Source organism: Galenea microaerophila (genome assembly GCF_054657255.1).
Map to the genome: position 1 here is coordinate 262,554 of NZ_BAAHWZ010000002.1, position 14,889 is coordinate 277,442.

At 45.0% G+C, this 14,889-nt stretch carries 14 protein-coding genes; 12 read left to right on the forward strand and 2 right to left on the reverse strand.

The genetic code is table 11. The features are described 5' to 3' along the window. The first annotated feature begins 165 nt into the window (after window positions 1–165). Window positions 166–1,587 (forward strand): sensor domain-containing diguanylate cyclase, encoded by a 1,422-nt coding sequence (locus ACYQ05_RS06605; RefSeq protein WP_459819505.1) that lies wholly within the window; start codon window positions 166–168, stop codon window positions 1,585–1,587. On the opposite strand, the gene ACYQ05_RS06610 is transcribed toward ACYQ05_RS06605, so the two are convergent. Further along, entirely contained in the window at window positions 1,588–2,304 is a 717-nt protein-coding gene (locus ACYQ05_RS06610) for a metallophosphoesterase (RefSeq protein ID WP_459819507.1), read from the reverse strand. Between the two features lie 93 nt (window positions 2,305–2,397). Here ACYQ05_RS06610 and ACYQ05_RS06615 point away from each other — a divergent pair, with 93 nt between their 5' ends. Genes ACYQ05_RS06615 through cmoB form a run of 4 tightly spaced genes read left to right on the forward strand, consistent with a single transcriptional unit; the run spans window position 2,398 to window position 5,774 of the window. Then, window positions 2,398–3,192: a methyltransferase domain-containing protein gene (locus ACYQ05_RS06615; RefSeq protein ID WP_459819509.1), complete on the forward strand. Its 795-nt coding sequence runs from the start codon at window positions 2,398–2,400 to the stop codon at window positions 3,190–3,192. Continuing rightward, complete coding sequence (locus ACYQ05_RS06620; protein ID WP_459819511.1) at window positions 3,185–4,030, forward strand: DNA/RNA non-specific endonuclease; 846 nt, start codon at window positions 3,185–3,187, stop codon at window positions 4,028–4,030. Before ACYQ05_RS06615 ends, ACYQ05_RS06620 begins: the two co-directional genes overlap by 8 nt. A gap of 10 nt (window positions 4,031–4,040) precedes the next feature. Then, on the forward strand, window positions 4,041–4,775 hold the full coding sequence (gene cmoA / locus ACYQ05_RS06625) for a carboxy-S-adenosyl-L-methionine synthase CmoA (RefSeq protein ID WP_459819513.1): 735 nt from the start codon (window positions 4,041–4,043) through the stop codon (window positions 4,773–4,775). A gap of 9 nt (window positions 4,776–4,784) precedes the next feature. Continuing rightward, window positions 4,785–5,774 carry a tRNA 5-methoxyuridine(34)/uridine 5-oxyacetic acid(34) synthase CmoB gene (gene cmoB, locus ACYQ05_RS06630; RefSeq protein WP_459819515.1) on the forward strand — a complete coding sequence of 330 codons (990 nt, stop codon included), beginning with the start codon at window positions 4,785–4,787 and terminating at the stop codon, window positions 5,772–5,774. Here the strand turns inward: cmoB and ACYQ05_RS06635 are convergent. After that, window positions 5,771–7,531: a sensor domain-containing diguanylate cyclase gene (locus tag ACYQ05_RS06635; protein WP_459819517.1), complete on the reverse strand. Its 1,761-nt coding sequence runs from the start codon at window positions 7,529–7,531 to the stop codon at window positions 5,771–5,773. The genes cmoB and ACYQ05_RS06635 overlap by 4 nt on opposite strands. A gap of 188 nt (window positions 7,532–7,719) precedes the next feature. On the opposite strand from ACYQ05_RS06635, the gene ACYQ05_RS06640 reads away from it, so the two are divergent. The 7 genes from ACYQ05_RS06640 (at window position 7,720) to ACYQ05_RS06670 (ending at window position 14,861) form a co-directional block, all read left to right on the forward strand. Then, window positions 7,720–8,715: an AAA family ATPase gene (locus ACYQ05_RS06640; RefSeq protein ID WP_459819518.1), complete on the forward strand. Its 996-nt coding sequence runs from the start codon at window positions 7,720–7,722 to the stop codon at window positions 8,713–8,715. 15 nt (window positions 8,716–8,730) lie between these two features. Continuing rightward, on the forward strand, window positions 8,731–9,648 hold the full coding sequence (locus ACYQ05_RS06645) for a DUF58 domain-containing protein (protein ID WP_459819520.1): 918 nt from the start codon (window positions 8,731–8,733) through the stop codon (window positions 9,646–9,648). Continuing rightward, window positions 9,645–10,121, forward strand: a complete 477-nt coding sequence (locus ACYQ05_RS06650) for a DUF4381 domain-containing protein (RefSeq protein ID WP_459819522.1) — start codon at window positions 9,645–9,647, stop codon at window positions 10,119–10,121. The genes ACYQ05_RS06645 and ACYQ05_RS06650 overlap by 4 nt, the downstream gene beginning before the upstream one ends. Next, complete coding sequence (locus tag ACYQ05_RS06655) at window positions 10,121–11,191, forward strand: VWA domain-containing protein (protein ID WP_459819524.1); 1,071 nt, start codon at window positions 10,121–10,123, stop codon at window positions 11,189–11,191. The genes ACYQ05_RS06650 and ACYQ05_RS06655 overlap by 1 nt, the downstream gene beginning before the upstream one ends. After that, window positions 11,188–12,189, forward strand: a complete 1,002-nt coding sequence (locus ACYQ05_RS06660) for a VWA domain-containing protein (RefSeq protein WP_459819526.1) — start codon at window positions 11,188–11,190, stop codon at window positions 12,187–12,189. The genes ACYQ05_RS06655 and ACYQ05_RS06660 overlap by 4 nt, the downstream gene beginning before the upstream one ends. After that, window positions 12,186–13,133 carry a tetratricopeptide repeat protein gene (locus ACYQ05_RS06665; protein ID WP_459819528.1) on the forward strand — a complete coding sequence of 316 codons (948 nt, stop codon included), beginning with the start codon at window positions 12,186–12,188 and terminating at the stop codon, window positions 13,131–13,133. The genes ACYQ05_RS06660 and ACYQ05_RS06665 overlap by 4 nt, the downstream gene beginning before the upstream one ends. An 87-nt stretch (window positions 13,134–13,220) precedes the next feature. After that, window positions 13,221–14,861, forward strand: coding sequence for a BatD family protein (locus tag ACYQ05_RS06670; protein ID WP_459819530.1), 1,641 nt, complete (start codon window positions 13,221–13,223; stop codon window positions 14,859–14,861). Window positions 14,862–14,889 lie beyond the last annotated feature (28 nt).

Below are 14,889 nucleotides of genomic sequence, written 5' to 3' on the forward strand. Positions count from 1 at the left end.
TTCATCCAGTAGATGTCATCAAATTATATCGTTTGGAGGGGCTTACCGAATCAAATTACTGAATAATAGAATCATCATTCTTTATAAATCCTATAGTTATAAAGTGTTACACTGAAGCTACAAAACCATTATGGGTTCAAGGCCATGAAGCTTCATCATTCAAAGATGAGTATTCTGATCATCTTTCTATTAATTTTATCTTCTCTTTTGATCTCCTTTCTTAATTTCCATTTTTCTCTGCAGGCCAAGAAAGAAGCGCTTAAAACCCATTCTTTTCCCATTTCGATTGATGCGATTTCAACCGGCATTCAAGAAAACATTATTCAGCCAAATCTCATTGCTTCTGTGATGGCACATGACACTTTTGTCCACAATTGGCTACAGAATAATGAATCCGATGTCTCAAAAATTCAAAATTACTTAGAGACCCTCACAAACAGATATGACTTGTTTGTGGCCCACCTTGTCTCAGATAAAACCCTTCACTACTACACGCAAAATGGTTTGATTGAAAAACTCAATCCTCAGGTTGCCGATAATCAATGGTACTTTAAGTTTAAAAACTCAGCTCAAAATCAGGAATTCAATATCGATTACAACGACAAACTGGATCAGGGCTTATTGCTGTTTATCAATCAAAAAATTTTTTCGAAAGATGGCGTGTTGCTGGGGGCAACGGGGGTCGGTATGAGAATGTCTTCTATTCAAAAAATCTTAAAGCACTTTCGTACTCAATACCAGTTTAAGGTCTATTTTATAAATAGACAGGGGCAAGTGCTGTTACATGAAAACACCGAGGATCAATTTACAAACCTGAATGAGATCCCCGAATTGGCTCAACTGAAACCTCAAATCCTCTCAAGTGATCACCAAATCTTAGAATTTTCCCATCAAGGTGAAGAGTTTTTAATTAACAGCAAATATATCCCAGAACTCGATGCTTACCTCATGCTTCAAGCCAAGCTGGAGGATTTTACCCGCCAAGCTTACCAAACCTTTTACCTCAACCTCTTTATTTCACTGCTGATCACCAGCATCATTTCGATACTGGTTTTAGCCATTATCCGCCAACAAAATCGGCGTCTTATTTTCTTAGCCAATAATGATCCGCTCACAAAATTAAAAAATCGTCGATTTTTTAATGACCGTTTTGATCAATGGTTTTCAGAACATTTAAAAGAGAGCACTCCTGCTTTACTGAGTTTCATTTTTTTTGATATTGATAACTTTAAACAGATTAATGATCAATTTGGGCATGCCACTGGTGACAAAGTCCTCACCCGAGTCAGTCAAATTTTACTTGATCACTTTAAAAACGATACGCTCATTGCCCGCTGGGGCGGTGAAGAGTTTATTATTATGCTCAAAGAGACGACTTTACAACAAGCCAGTGATATCGCTGAAGCTCTGCGCCACAAAATAGAACAGGATGCCATTCTCAAATCTTTAATCAATCAACCGGTCACGGTCAGCGTCGGTGTCGCCAACCTACGCAAAAATGAAACCCAAGCTTCAATTTTTAATCGGCTTGATGCTGCAATGTATCGTGCGAAAAAAGGGGGTAAAAACCAAGTGGTCACTGACTAGTTAAGTCAGCTCAATCAAAGTAAATTGCTGACGCTTTTCGAAAGTATCAATCCAACAACTATTGCCAATGGTATGGATTTGTCTAAAGCCGGTATGGCCGTGGTAAGTTTGGTCAATCCCTCGAATATAACGGTTGTTTTGAAAAGCGGGATCGCGATGTCTTAAGGCCAACTCTTTAATTTTACGCCCTTCTCCTTCTGGACGCTGCAATTGCTGCACAAAATCTTGCCAATCGTTAAATTGTAATGGGACCCCTGCATGACAAATCCCAACCCTACCCTGTTTCGTTTTCACTTCTAACGCATAGGGCAATTGATTTAAAGTCGCTGCTAGCGACTGCTGCACAGCGTCTGGAAGCTGGACAAACCAGGTACCCGCATATTTTTGATGCACCTGCTGCGGTGTCATTTCCGCATAGCCACCCCATAATAAAACGCGTTCTTGATGAAATGCCTCGTGGAATTGATCCACAATAAACTGGTCATGATTACCGCGCACCGAAAAAAACCAGGGCTCACTTAATAGCGCCACTACTTTTTCTGGTTCGGGTCCCTTATCGACCAAATCCCCACAACAAATCAGTCGATCTCGTTCAAAATCAAAAGCCACTGAGTTTAAAGTTTGCATCAATTCTGAATAATGACCATGAATATCACCGATCACAAAATCTTTGCCTAAGGGGTTTTGCGCTAAAATCTGTACCGTTGAATCGTGCAAACTTAACCTCTGAGACGCTAAAACTAAAACCCAATTATAAACCATGAACGCTTTATATCAATTTCAATCAGCCGCTCGAATATAATATCCCTTATGGAAAAATCACCCAAAAAACCCTTACAAGACCGTAATTTTGACCGCTTGGCTGAAAAGTTTGAAGAAAAAGTGTATGGCACCCTTAAAGGTGAATGGCGGCTAAAACTCCTTAAAGAAGATTTACAAGCCCTTCGCGATCAGCCAGCGCCGCTCAATGTCTGGGATGCCGGCTGCGGTTTGGGACAGATCAGCCAGTGGCTAGCAGAAGCGGGTCATCGTCTCACTTTATGCGACCTTTCGCAGCAGATGCTCTATAAGGCACAACAGAAATTTCAGGCGGCCGAATTGCCCGCCACCTTTTTGCATGGCAGCGCCCAAACCTTAGCTCCTAAACTGCCACAATTTGAGTTGGTGCTGTTTCATGCGGTTTTGGAGTGGCTCGCTGAACCTGAAAAAACCCTGAAAACCGTGGCGCAAAAAGTGCAGCCAAATGGTTATTTATCTCTGCTCTTCTATAATCGTAATGCATTAATCTACACCAATGTGCTCAAAGGCGAATGGCGTTGGCAACACCTTCTACAAGACGCTTATATTGGCAAGGGCAAAAAACTGACCCCTCCTAACCCTCAATATCCTGAAGTGGTCATCGATTGGCTTGAAGCGATGGGGTTTGAAATTGAGATGCAAACCGGCATTCGCGTGTTTTATGATTATCTTACCCATGAAGTATTGGAAAAAAGTTCGCTGGATGAGCTGTTGCAGTTGGAATATCGTTACTGTCGACGGCCAACCTATCGTCACATGGGGCGTTATATTCATCTTTTAGCCAAAAAGAAACAGACTGATGCGTAAACAACTTTCTTTCAAAAACATCACCTTTCTCACCCTTCTCATTACTGCCATTTTAGGCAGCATGTGGATTTATGAGGTCAAGGTAGCGCGTCCCGCCATGAGCTATATGGGGATGCCTAAAGGGGAGCACGACTTAAAAAACTTGGTGCATATTTTACGCAACCGAGCCTACCTCGTCGGTTACTCTGAATGGCTCGGCAATCCTTTATGGGTGACCTATAAAATCATTCCTAAACGGTACTCATATATCGGTCCTCGCCCCCCTTTTAAGGCGGACTGGCGCTCGCCTTTTCCCGTCGAACCAGAGGATTATCGCCATAGCCACTATGATCGAGGTCATATGGCGCCCAACTATCTCATTGCCAGCCGTTATGGACGCGCCGCACAGGAAGAGACCTTTTTAATGACCAATATTACCCCGCAAAAAAGTCACCTCAATCAAAAAGCTTGGCAAAGACTGGAAGAGGTGGCCGCAGACTATTTTTCTAAATGGTATCCGGAAATTTGGGTGATCACTGGCCCCATTTTTGACTCCGATCCACCGCGGTTTAAACTGCATCCTCGCATTGCGATTCCTAAAGCGTTTTACAAAGTTTTTATTCGCCCCGGTACCCCAGAAGACCCCACCCCCAAAATGTTGGCCTTTATCATGCCGCAAACGGCCAGTGCGAAAGCCAGCTTAATGAAATTTGTGGTGTCCGTCGATACCGTAGAAGCGGCAACCGGATTGGATTTTAATTCCGAACTCCCTGATCCCATTGAAAACCAAGTTGAAGCGCAAAGCCATCCAGAACAGTGGCATTTAAAACGCGTCGCCAAATTAAAAGCGCGCTACTAAGGACGATAATATGCAATTTGAAAAAGACACCCTATTTGCCCAACCCTATGAAGCCTTAGGGGCTTTCCAGTTTGATGAATCCGTCGCCAGTGTGTTTCCGGACATGATTCAACGCTCAGTACCTGGTTATCAAACCATTTTGACCGGCATTGGTGAACTGACGCAACAGTTTGCTCAGCCCAATAGTCAACTGTATGACTTAGGCTGCTCTTTAGGCGCCGTCACGCTCACCATGCGACGCAAACTGCCTCACCCCCACTGTAAAATCATTGCTGTCGATAATGCCCAACCGATGATCGAACGTGCTCAAAGCTATGTGTCCGCTTTTCATTCAGACATTGAAGTCGAGTTGCGCTGTGAAGATATGCTTCAGACGCCTATAGAAAATGCTTCAGTAGTGGTGATGAATTTTACCCTACAATTTATCGCGCCCGAAAAGCGGCAACAGATTTTGGAGAAGATCTATCAAGGGTTAAACCCTGGCGGCATTCTGATTCTCTCAGAAAAAATCCATTTTGTAGACCCAGCCATTCAAAACGCCATTGAAGCCCTTCACCTACAATTTAAACGCGCCAATGGCTACTCTGAACTGGAAATCAGTCAAAAACGCGCTTCTTTAGAAAATGTCCTCATCAGCGACAGTGAAGCCGTTCATCTCGATCGTCTAAAAAAGGTCGGTTTTAACAGTGCAGCCACCTGGTTTCAAGCTTATAATTTCGCCTCTTTTTTAGCCATTAAAGCATAGAGGTTCCATGTGAAACACTACTTTGCCCATTACGAAAATTTTTGGCCAAAACTACAGAATACCCGTCTTGAAAGCTGGCAGCAGAGTTTGCCCCCACTGTTAGAGACAGCCTTAAGCCCTGAAAACAATGGCAATCTCCCTCGTTGGCTGCCTGCAATCGAGCACATTATGCAGATGCCTAGTAGTGAAACCCATCAACTCAACGCCTCAGCCATCACAGCACGCTCAAAACATTTTGAACAGCAAGCGCAGCTAAAAAGCGCATTGCAAGCGTTAAAACCTTGGCGTAAAGGACCCTTTGATTTAGAAGGCATCTATATTGATACCGAATGGCGCTCTGATTGGAAATGGGATCGGGTGTTACCGCATCTGAGCCCTTTAGCTGGAAAAAAGGTATTGGATATCGGCTGCGGCAGCGGCTATCATCTGTGGCGTATGCTTGGAGAAGGGGCGCGTTTTGCTGTCGGTGTAGATCCAAGTTTGCTGTTTATGACCCAGTTTTTAGCGGTCAAACATTTTGTCGGTCATACGCTACCCGCTTGGTTTTTACCACTGACCCTAGAACAACTCCCAACCACGCCTTATGGGGGTGATTTTGATACGGTGTTTTCCATGGGGGTGCTGTACCATCGCCGCTCGCCCATTGACCACCTACTGGATTTAAAACGCCATCTCAAATCTGGCGGAGAATTGGTGCTGGAAACCTTAGTGATCCCTGAAGCCTATGGCCAAATCTTACTCCCTCGAGACCGCTACGCACAGATGAAAAATGTTTGGTTTCTGCCTTCGGTTTCAGAATTAGTGCACTGGATGACACGCTGCGGCTATCAGAATGTGCGCTGTGTAGATCTTGACCAAACCTCTACCGAAGAACAGCGGTCAACGGAATGGATGGAATGGAACTCCTTAAAAGACTTTTTAGACCCTAATGACCCAACGCAAACCGTGGAAGGCTACCCGGCTCCATTAAGAGCCGTTGTTTTAGCAGAGGCGCCCTAAGAAGGTTCACTTGAAGCATCACTTTGAGCAATCACAATTTGGTTACGTCCCGCCTGTTTGGCTTGATAAAGCGCGTCATCTGCTTCTTTTAACGCGGTTCGCTCTTCTTTTTTCAGTTGACATTCACTGACACCTCCACTAAAAGTCACCGACTCCGGCATAAAATCAAACCGCTCTTTGGCAAACCTGCTGCGTAATTTGTCTAAAACTGCTTTTGCCTGCTCTGCTGTCGTATGGGGAAAAACAATTAAAAACTCTTCACCTCCCCAACGAATGACACTGTCATACTTTCGTGTATGGGTTTGCATCAATGTGGCCAATCTTTTCAGCACTTCATCTCCCGCCTGATGACCATAGGTATCATTGACCTTTTTAAAGAAATCAATATCGATAATCGCAATGGCTAAAGGCGTTTTTTCACGACTGGCGCGCGCCAGCTCAGCTTCCAGAATGCGTTCCCCCCCATAACGATTAAATAACTGCGTCAGTTGGTCATGCTCAGCCAACCGAGCATAGGCCTCTTTTGCTTGCTCGAGTTCCTCAGCCAGTTGGGTCGATAAATGTGCCATAGCCTTCAACATTGCATCTTTCAAAGACCCTACATTTTTTTTGAAATTTGTATCCCATTGAATCGAAGACCTCTTAACAGGCGCATTCCCTTCTGAAAGGGCCACCATCGTGAGCGTTTGATTCAGCAGCATATTTTGATGATGCTGATGCCCCAACTCCCCATAGGTAAAAAAACCATTGGTCGGTGCAATTTGATTTAACGGCGCGGTTTCATATTCAATTTCATCGCCTAAAAGCAATTTTCGTGCAACACAAGAGTAGAGATAAATCGTTTCAACTGGATAGCGCAATAAGTTTTGACTCTGTTTAAGAGAGTCTTCTAAAATTTGATCCCCAGCCCCCATTCCAAACTGTACAACCTGTTCTGACTCAAAGTCTCCTGCATAGAGTAAAGCGCCATCATCCAGTACCTGTAACCAGGCACGAGCCACCAGCACCCCCCCTTTTTCAAACACCAAAGGAAACTCCGCTGCAATTAAAGGCATAAACTGTTCAACAAGTTCTCTATCGAGATACTTAGCATAAAAATCTAACGCTTTTTGTCCTTCAATCTCATAAATAATATTTTTTTCTGCTTTGGTCACCCTAAATTTAGGACCGATCGGTTTCCAGTTAAAATTAAACTGTTGATGAACTTGCAAAACCTCACTGTTTAAAATAGCAATCACTGCACCATAGGGCACCATTCGCTCACCATCAAAAACAGCCGTGATAGGCCCTCTTCCTAAGCCTCCCGCAATGGGCAAATCTGGATTAAGACGTCCAACGGCATGAACAAAGGCATCTCCATCACAGGCACCATCAAGCAAACAGAGCAACAATTTGGGGGAAGCGCAGCTTTTAACAATGGGCATGAGTTGATGCTCAATAAGAGATGAACAACCTGCAGTCTGATGCACTCGCTCTAATAAAAAGGTCTTAACCTCTGTCTGCGTAAAAGCAGAAACCACAATAATGACTTGCTGTTCTAACACCTTGCCATGCAAAATTTCACCCGCACTGAGCGTTCCCATCACCTGAGCATGGGGAAAAACTTGCTTTAACTGCTGCTGCAAAATAGGAATCTCTTCGGTCTTCTCTTTTCCCCAAAACACTTGGACCAACAAACTGCGATAGGTTTTTGGCAGTTGCGATTTTAGACTTTCTAAGCTAGAGAGATCTGACCACTGAGCTGAAACCGTTTGCATATCATTTTCTCTAAACCAGACTATTTACTTGCATAAAAATTCTATCATAAGTTGTTAATTATAGAACCATAAGCATTATCGAATCATTAATATTTTATATTATTTTTCAATAATTTATGGATAAGCTTATCTTTAGGGCTTATTTTGACTAAAATAGCACCTTCAAATAAAGAGGAACCATTGCCTTTATGACACAACCATTCACCGAATCCGATCTTTTTGAAGCCTTTAGCGAGTTGAAGCAGCAGCTGCAATCGCACATTATTGGTCAGCCACATTTAATTGAGCGGCTATTGATTGCGCTGTTAGCGGATGGGCATCTATTGGTTGAAGGACCCCCTGGTCTGGCCAAAACCAAAGCGATTCAAACACTCTCTTCCTTGATTGAAGCCGATTTTCAGCGCATCCAGTTTACGCCGGACCTGTTGCCTTCTGACATTACCGGCACCGATATCTATCGCCCTGAAACCCATAGCTTTGAGTTTCAACCGGGACCTATTTTTCATAATTTGATTTTAGCGGATGAAATTAACCGAGCGCCCGCCAAGGTGCAAGCGGCACTTTTAGAAGCGATGGCAGAACGGCAAGTCAGTGTGGGCGGACACTCAATGGCCTTGCCTGAGCTGTTTTTGGTGATGGCGACGCAAAATCCTATTGAACAGGAAGGCACCTACCCTTTGCCTGAAGCGCAGTTAGACCGTTTTATGCTGCAGGTGATGATCGATTATCCCGATTTTGACAGCGAACGGCAGATTCTAGAGTTGGTGGAAAAGGAAGCGCGTATGGAGATCACCTCGCAAACGCCACAGACTCAATCCGTTAAAATTCAGCAACAGCAGATTTTTGCGGCGCGAAAAGCCATCTTAGACCTGACGATGAGTGACAATGTGAAAACCTATATCGTCGCTTGCATTATGGCGACGCGGACGCCCGAAAAATACAGTGAAGCCTTAAAACGCTATTTACAATATGGCGTCAGTCCTCGAGCCACTTTAGCACTTTCTCGTGCTGCACGCGCCCATGCTTGGCTGCAAGGCGAAAGTTTTGTGTCTCCTGAAGATGTGCAAGCGGTCATTCACGATGTGTTGCGCCACCGTCTTTTGCTTTCCTTTGAAGCCGAAGCGGAACAGATCTCTGCTGATGCCATTGTAGATCTCATTTTGACTCATGTGCCGGTCATCTAAGCCTTCTAATGCGTTATGACACAGCTTAATCGTGGTCTCTATGCCAATTTAGAGGATTTAATCGCTCTGCGACAAGGGGTGCGCACGCGACGTCTTAAATCCCAACAAAAACTGTGGACGCAAATCAGTGGCAGTCATCATGCGCTACAAAAAGGGCGAGGCATGGTGTTTTCAGAAGTGCGTCAATATCAGCCGGGAGATGATGTCCGCACCATCGATTGGCGAGTCACCGCACGCACACAAAAGCCCCATACCAAAATCTATACCGAGGAGCAGGAGCAGCCGGTTGTGATCTGCTTACAACTGAGTCCTGAGCTCTTTTTTGGCAGCCGTATTCGATTTAAAAGTGTGCAGGCTTTACAGGTCGCCGCCATTTTTTCTTGGCTCACTTTGCAACAAAATGACCGCATTGGCAGCTATATTTTTAATCACCAACAGGGGCATTGGATCGCGCCCAAACACCACCAAACATCGGTGATGAATTTGCTACAAAAAGGTCTCAATCTCCAAAAACAACTTAAGCGTCCTCAAGCTTACCAGCCCACGCTGTGGGCCAACCATCTAAGACAGATGAAAAGCCATCTTAAACCGGGCGGACAACTGATTCTCATTGGCGACTTTTTGGGGATGGATGTGGCAGCGCTTAACCAAATTCAGCAATTAAAACGGCAGCATGACCTTATCGCCTGCCATATTTATGATCGCTTAGAGCGACAGCTGCCTCATCTCGGCAGCGTAAAATTGAGTGATGGCGAAGCAGAAATCCAACTCGACAGCGAGATGCCGAAGTGGCGACAACTATACCAAGCGCAGTATGAAAACCGTCTCAAAGCCATTAAGACCCAATTCATGACGCAAAAAGTGCCTTTTTTTGAACTCCGCACCGATGTCGAACCCATTACAGCCCTCATACAAAAAGGGGTGATCTTATGATAACCCCAGGGCAGCAAGTGTTGTTAAGCCAACTCCAAGACATCGCCTTACCCGATCCCATTGGCTGGTGGCCACTTTCTCATTTAGCTTGGGTTTTAATTGTGGGCTTCAGCGGTTTTTTATCCGGTTTTATCTGGTATAAAATGGATAAAAAACGCCGCCACTATTATCGCAAAGAAGCGCAACAGCAATTGAAAGCCATTTTACAAAGCGAGGCGACCAGCAGTGAAAAAATTCTCCGCATCAATGCCCTGTTAAAACAAGCAGCGATCACCTATTATGGTCGTCAAGAAACCGCGGCGCTGAGTGGACAAGCTTGGGTTGAATTTTTAAAAACCTACTGCGTGTCCATCCCACAACCAGAGCAATTGCTGGCCATTTTACAAAAAGCCTATGCGGCACAAGCCACCGATGACGACCTGCAAATTTTGAGTGACTATGCACAGAAATGGCTGAAAGGACACCATCAATAATGTTGTCATTTATGGATGTTTGGCAAACCCTACACACCGCTTGGGTGAACTTGGATTTTATCTGGCCATGGATGATGACGTTTCTCCCTCTGCCTTTCATCATCCGCCTGATTCTAAAACCCGCGCCACAAACGCAAGTGCCGTTGTATGCGCCGCATTTGGTGCAGCAGCTGATGCCGGTCTTGAAACAGTCCAACCTGATTCAACCTGAAGCTCATACGCATAAAATGCCATGGTTTGCCCTATTGCTATGGTTACTGGTGATTGTCGCTGCCATGCGTCCCATTTGGTATCTGAGTCCGACCCCTTTTCAACAGACTGGCAAAAATCTCATTCTGGCCGTGGACCTCTCCGGCTCCATGGAAAAACCAGACATGCGTTTAGGCGGTCATCATGTGGACCGACTCACTGCGGTTAAATCGGTGGTCAAACAGTTTATCCACCAACGCCAAGGGGATCGCATGGCACTGGTGGTGTTTGGCACCCAAGCATTTATTCAAAGCCCACTGACTTATGATCTCTCGACTTTGGCACGGCTGCTAGATGAAACCCAAATTGGCATGGCAGGCAATCATACGGCCATTGGGGATGCGATTGGACTAACGCTCAAGCATTTGGCGCAATTAGGGGGTCAGCAGAACCGTGCGGTATTAATTCTACTGACAGATGGCTCGAATACGGCTGGTGTGGTTTCGCCTTTGGAAGCCGCAGAAAAAGCCAAACAGATGGGACTGAAAATCTATACCATTGGCGTTGGGCAAGTGAGTCATTCAGCTTTAGGCGGGTTGATCCAGGCCAGCGGTGAAATGGATGTGAAGACGTTACAAAAAATTGCCCAAATCACTGGGGGGCAATTCTTCTTGGCTTCGGATGTGCAGCAGCTACAGAAAGTGTATCAATTGATCAATCAGCTAGAGGCAACGCCTTATCAACTCAATCAGTATCGCCTTCGCACCGAGCTCTATGCCTGGCCTTTAGGCTTAGCGCTCTTAATGAGTTTTGGCTGGGCATTTTGGCGGCTGTTTAAACACGCTCGTCTGGCTTTTTCACCACAGAGGCGGGATCAATGAGTTTGAGTCATTTTCATTTTCTCACGCCCATCTGGTTTTTAGCCTTAATCCCTGCCGTTTTGCTGCTCTGGGGTTTGTGGAAACAGCAACGTTCAGAAGGTAACTGGTCGCAAGTGATTGATCCAGAGTTCCAACCGGTTTTACTGGAAGAAGCGCAAGCCCAATCACAAAATGCCCTACCTTTTTTAGGTTTGGCCTTGATTTGGCTATTGGCGATTACCGCTTTGGCAGGCCCTACTTGGAAGCAGGTCAAAATTCCAGCCAATGAGACTGAAACCGGCAGTGTTATCATTTTAGATCTTTCTCTTTCGATGCTGGCTCAAGACCTCAAACCCAATCGCTTAACCCAAGCCCGACTCACCCTATTGGATTTACTGAATCAACACCCCGAGGTGCCCATGGGTTTGGTGGCCTATGCGGGCTCTGCGCATGCATTGGTCCCAGTTTCCAAAGACAATGCCACCCTTAAAGCGCTCCTACCGCATTTAAGTCCTTTAATTATGCCACGCTATGGATCAGATCCTGTAGCAGCATTTAAAAAAGCGCTGCAGCTACTTAAAGGCGCGCATATTAAACAAGGACATCTCATTTGGGTCACGGATGATTTAGCGCCCGAGAAAGCCAAGGCCTTACAAAACCTTTTACAAAATGCGCAAGTATCTTTAAGTATTCTAAGGGTTGGAACACAAGCGGGGGCGCCCATCCCCATTCCGCAACAGGGTGTTTTAAAAGAGGATAAAGGCCAAGTCGTTATCGCCAAAGTCCCTGTGGCACGAATAACAGCCTTTGCCCAAGCCACGCATGCCCACTTAACACCCATTACGCTAGATAATTCCGATATAGAACAGCTGCTCCCCTCAGGATTAAACTTTACAAAACAGAAACCAGAGGCAAAAAGCAAAGAGGTCACTCAATGGCTCAATATGGGCCCCTATCTTTTATGGCTACTCATCCCCCTCTTAGCCATGGGGTTTAGAAGAGGATGGCTCAGTCGATGACAAAAAGAAGCAAAAAGTTAAAAAATTTGCCAATTTTCCCAGTCCTGCTGCTGATCGGAAGCGGTTTTTTTGCCTATGCCCCTCTCACCTGGGCATTAGAGCTGCCCAGTTTTTGGGAAACGATGGATAAACAGGCTTATGAGGAATTTAAGAAAAAACATTATGAAGCGGCTGAAGATCTGTTTGAAGACCCCGTTTGGCATGGGGTGACACTCTATAAATTGGGACGTTATCAAGAAGCGATTAAAGCATTTAAAAAAGTTAAAACGCCGCTGAGTCTTTATAATCTGGGCAATAGTTATGCCCAACTGGGTCAATTTAAAGCGGCAGAAAAAGCCTATCAAGCCGCCCTGAAACTGCACCCCAACCCTCAATTGAAATCAAAAATTACACATAACCTTAAGCTAGTGCAAAAACTGCTCACACAAAATGCGCCATCGCAGCAAACGCCTCAAGATAAACCCCCCACAGCAGCGAAGCCTAATCAACCCCCTCAGAAGCCGCCTAAAACTTCAAAACCTCATCAAGAAGAGAAAAAACAAACTGAAAAAGCTGAAAAGCCCGCTCAAACCCAATCGGCACAGAGTGAACAAAAAGCGCACAACCAAGGCTCTAATGACTCAAGCACCACTCAACAAAAGCCGAAGCAAGCGGCTCAAACAACCCAGCCACAAGGCAGTGTCGCGCGAGATACCCAAAAAACCTTAAAGCAGGGGGAAAAGTCGGCAAAAAATTTAAAACTAGGTGACCAAGCTGCTCAACAAAGTGAAACGAAGGCGGCATTGGCGACACCCCCTAAAATGCAAAAAAATAGCGAACAAAAACAGGCACAGCAGACTTGGTTAAACCAAATTCCGGATGAACCGCAACGCTTTATCCAGCGCAAGTTTGAATATCAATATCAGCAACAGGAACCGCGTCCTGAACCGAAAAAGATTTGGTAACCGATAAACATGAATAAACGATTATACCCCCTTCCCCATTTTTTGCTCATTGGGCTGTTTACGCTCTTATGTTTCATACATTCGGCTGTGTTTGCTAAAACGCTCAAAGCGCAAGTGGATCGCACCGAGATTGAAATGGGCGATGTGCTCACCTTAACCCTCACGGCAGATTTCCCGACCACCGCTTCTCCCCATTTTGATCGCCTTATGGATCAATTTGAGCTCTTAAGTCAGCAAGTCGGCTCGAATGTGCAATTTGTGAAGGGCCAATACAGCATGCAAACACAATGGCAGTTGACGCTCTTGCCTAAACAAGAGGGGGTTTTGATGATTCCGCCTTTTGAAATCGAGGGCGTGAAAAGTACGCCGATTAAGATCCATGTGCAGCCGATGTCGAGGAATCAAGGCGATCAAAAAGCGGCATTCTTTTTACAAGCAACAGCGGATCCATTGCATCCCTATGTGCAACAAGCCGTCCATTATCGTTTACGCCTGTTTTATCAAGGTCAGCTGATTGATGGTAATTTACGTGCGCCTCAATTTAAAGGCACGCTTAATCAGCTGGTGGTCAACCAAAAAATGTACCTTAAACAGTTGCATGGAACAACTTATCAAGTCTATGAGTGGGATTATGTGCTCTACCCCCAACAGAGTGGAACGCTCAAGATTGCACCAGCTTCTTTTAGGGGGCGTGCCCAGTGGCAAGGTTTTTTAAAAATGCTGCATCTTCAATCTGATCCAATCACTTTAAAAGTAAAACCGCACCCTAAAAACTATCCCGCTCAAGCCGCTTGGCTACCCGCACACAACCTGACACTTTCATTAAACGCCCCTCAACAAGCCACTGCTGGTGACACAGTAGCGCTCACCCTCACCCTGACCGCTCAAGGACTGCTATCTGCGCAACTACCAAAAATAGACTTTCCTCAGTCTGCAAACTACAAACATTATCTTGATCATATAGAGCGCCGTGATCAATGGCAAAATGGAGAGATGGTCAGCCAAAAGATCTTTCATTATCTCCTGGTGCCTGTTAAAGCCGGTAAGCTCAGCTTGCCTGTAATTTCACTCCCTTGGTGGTCTTTAAAAGAGGATCAAGTCAAAATTGCGAAAACTCAACCTATTGTCATCACTGTCAAACCCTCTGCCAATTTAACCCCTCAACCCCCTTCACCTCAACATCAAAAGACAGAGCAAAAAGTTTCACATGAAACCTTAAACCAATCCGTTCAATCCACTTCTAAACAGTCCTCTCTTCCCCTTATTGTTTGGGTTATCATACTGTTACTGCTGTTCGTCTCTATAGTGCTCTTGGCACTCTGGTGGCGCAGTCAAAAACAGTTAAAACAGCTGCGTCTTCAACAACAAAACGAAACCGAAAATAACACACCCGCTTCTGAGCCCTCTTCAATAGCCTCCATCGATTTGTGCCAACAGATTGAAAATTTAGCTGCCTTATCTGATGCAAGCCGCCAACAATGGATAGATCTTTATCAACAAGTGAAACAGAAGCTTGCCGAGCAAAACAGTGCAAATACAGAGACTGAAGTCGAAATTGAACAGGCTTTTAAACGACTCAGCCGACATCTCTTTGCTCAACCAGAACCTTTGGAAAAGGTGCAACCTGCTTTACAAACGCTCTGCCATTTTTTACAAAAAAAACATGATATAAAATTTACAAAGAAAACGGTTGATCTCAACCGACACTTAGACAAACTTTATCCATAAAAAGTCCTTTGCATAAATGTTTTCATGA

What these genes read in the sequence shown, in the direction of transcription:
- ACYQ05_RS06645 (WP_459819520.1), top strand. Translation starts at nt 8,731, where the DNA reads ATGACACAGCTTAATCGTGGTCTCTATGCCAATTTAGAGGATTTAATC.
- ACYQ05_RS06660 (WP_459819526.1), top strand. Translation starts at nt 11,188, where the DNA reads ATGAGTTTGAGTCATTTTCATTTTCTCACGCCCATCTGGTTTTTAGCC.
- ACYQ05_RS06650 (WP_459819522.1), top strand. Translation starts at nt 9,645, where the DNA reads ATGATAACCCCAGGGCAGCAAGTGTTGTTAAGCCAACTCCAAGACATC.
- ACYQ05_RS06635 (WP_459819517.1), bottom strand. Translation starts at nt 7,531, where the DNA reads ATGCAAACGGTTTCAGCTCAGTGGTCAGATCTCTCTAGCTTAGAAAGT.
- cmoA (WP_459819513.1), top strand. Translation starts at nt 4,041, where the DNA reads ATGCAATTTGAAAAAGACACCCTATTTGCCCAACCCTATGAAGCCTTA.
- ACYQ05_RS06640 (WP_459819518.1), top strand. Translation starts at nt 7,720, where the DNA reads ATGACACAACCATTCACCGAATCCGATCTTTTTGAAGCCTTTAGCGAG.
- ACYQ05_RS06665 (WP_459819528.1), top strand. Translation starts at nt 12,186, where the DNA reads ATGACAAAAAGAAGCAAAAAGTTAAAAAATTTGCCAATTTTCCCAGTC.
- ACYQ05_RS06620 (WP_459819511.1), top strand. Translation starts at nt 3,185, where the DNA reads ATGCGTAAACAACTTTCTTTCAAAAACATCACCTTTCTCACCCTTCTC.
- ACYQ05_RS06615 (WP_459819509.1), top strand. Translation starts at nt 2,398, where the DNA reads ATGGAAAAATCACCCAAAAAACCCTTACAAGACCGTAATTTTGACCGC.
- ACYQ05_RS06655 (WP_459819524.1), top strand. Translation starts at nt 10,121, where the DNA reads ATGTTGTCATTTATGGATGTTTGGCAAACCCTACACACCGCTTGGGTG.
- ACYQ05_RS06605 (WP_459819505.1), top strand. Translation starts at nt 166, where the DNA reads ATGAGTATTCTGATCATCTTTCTATTAATTTTATCTTCTCTTTTGATC.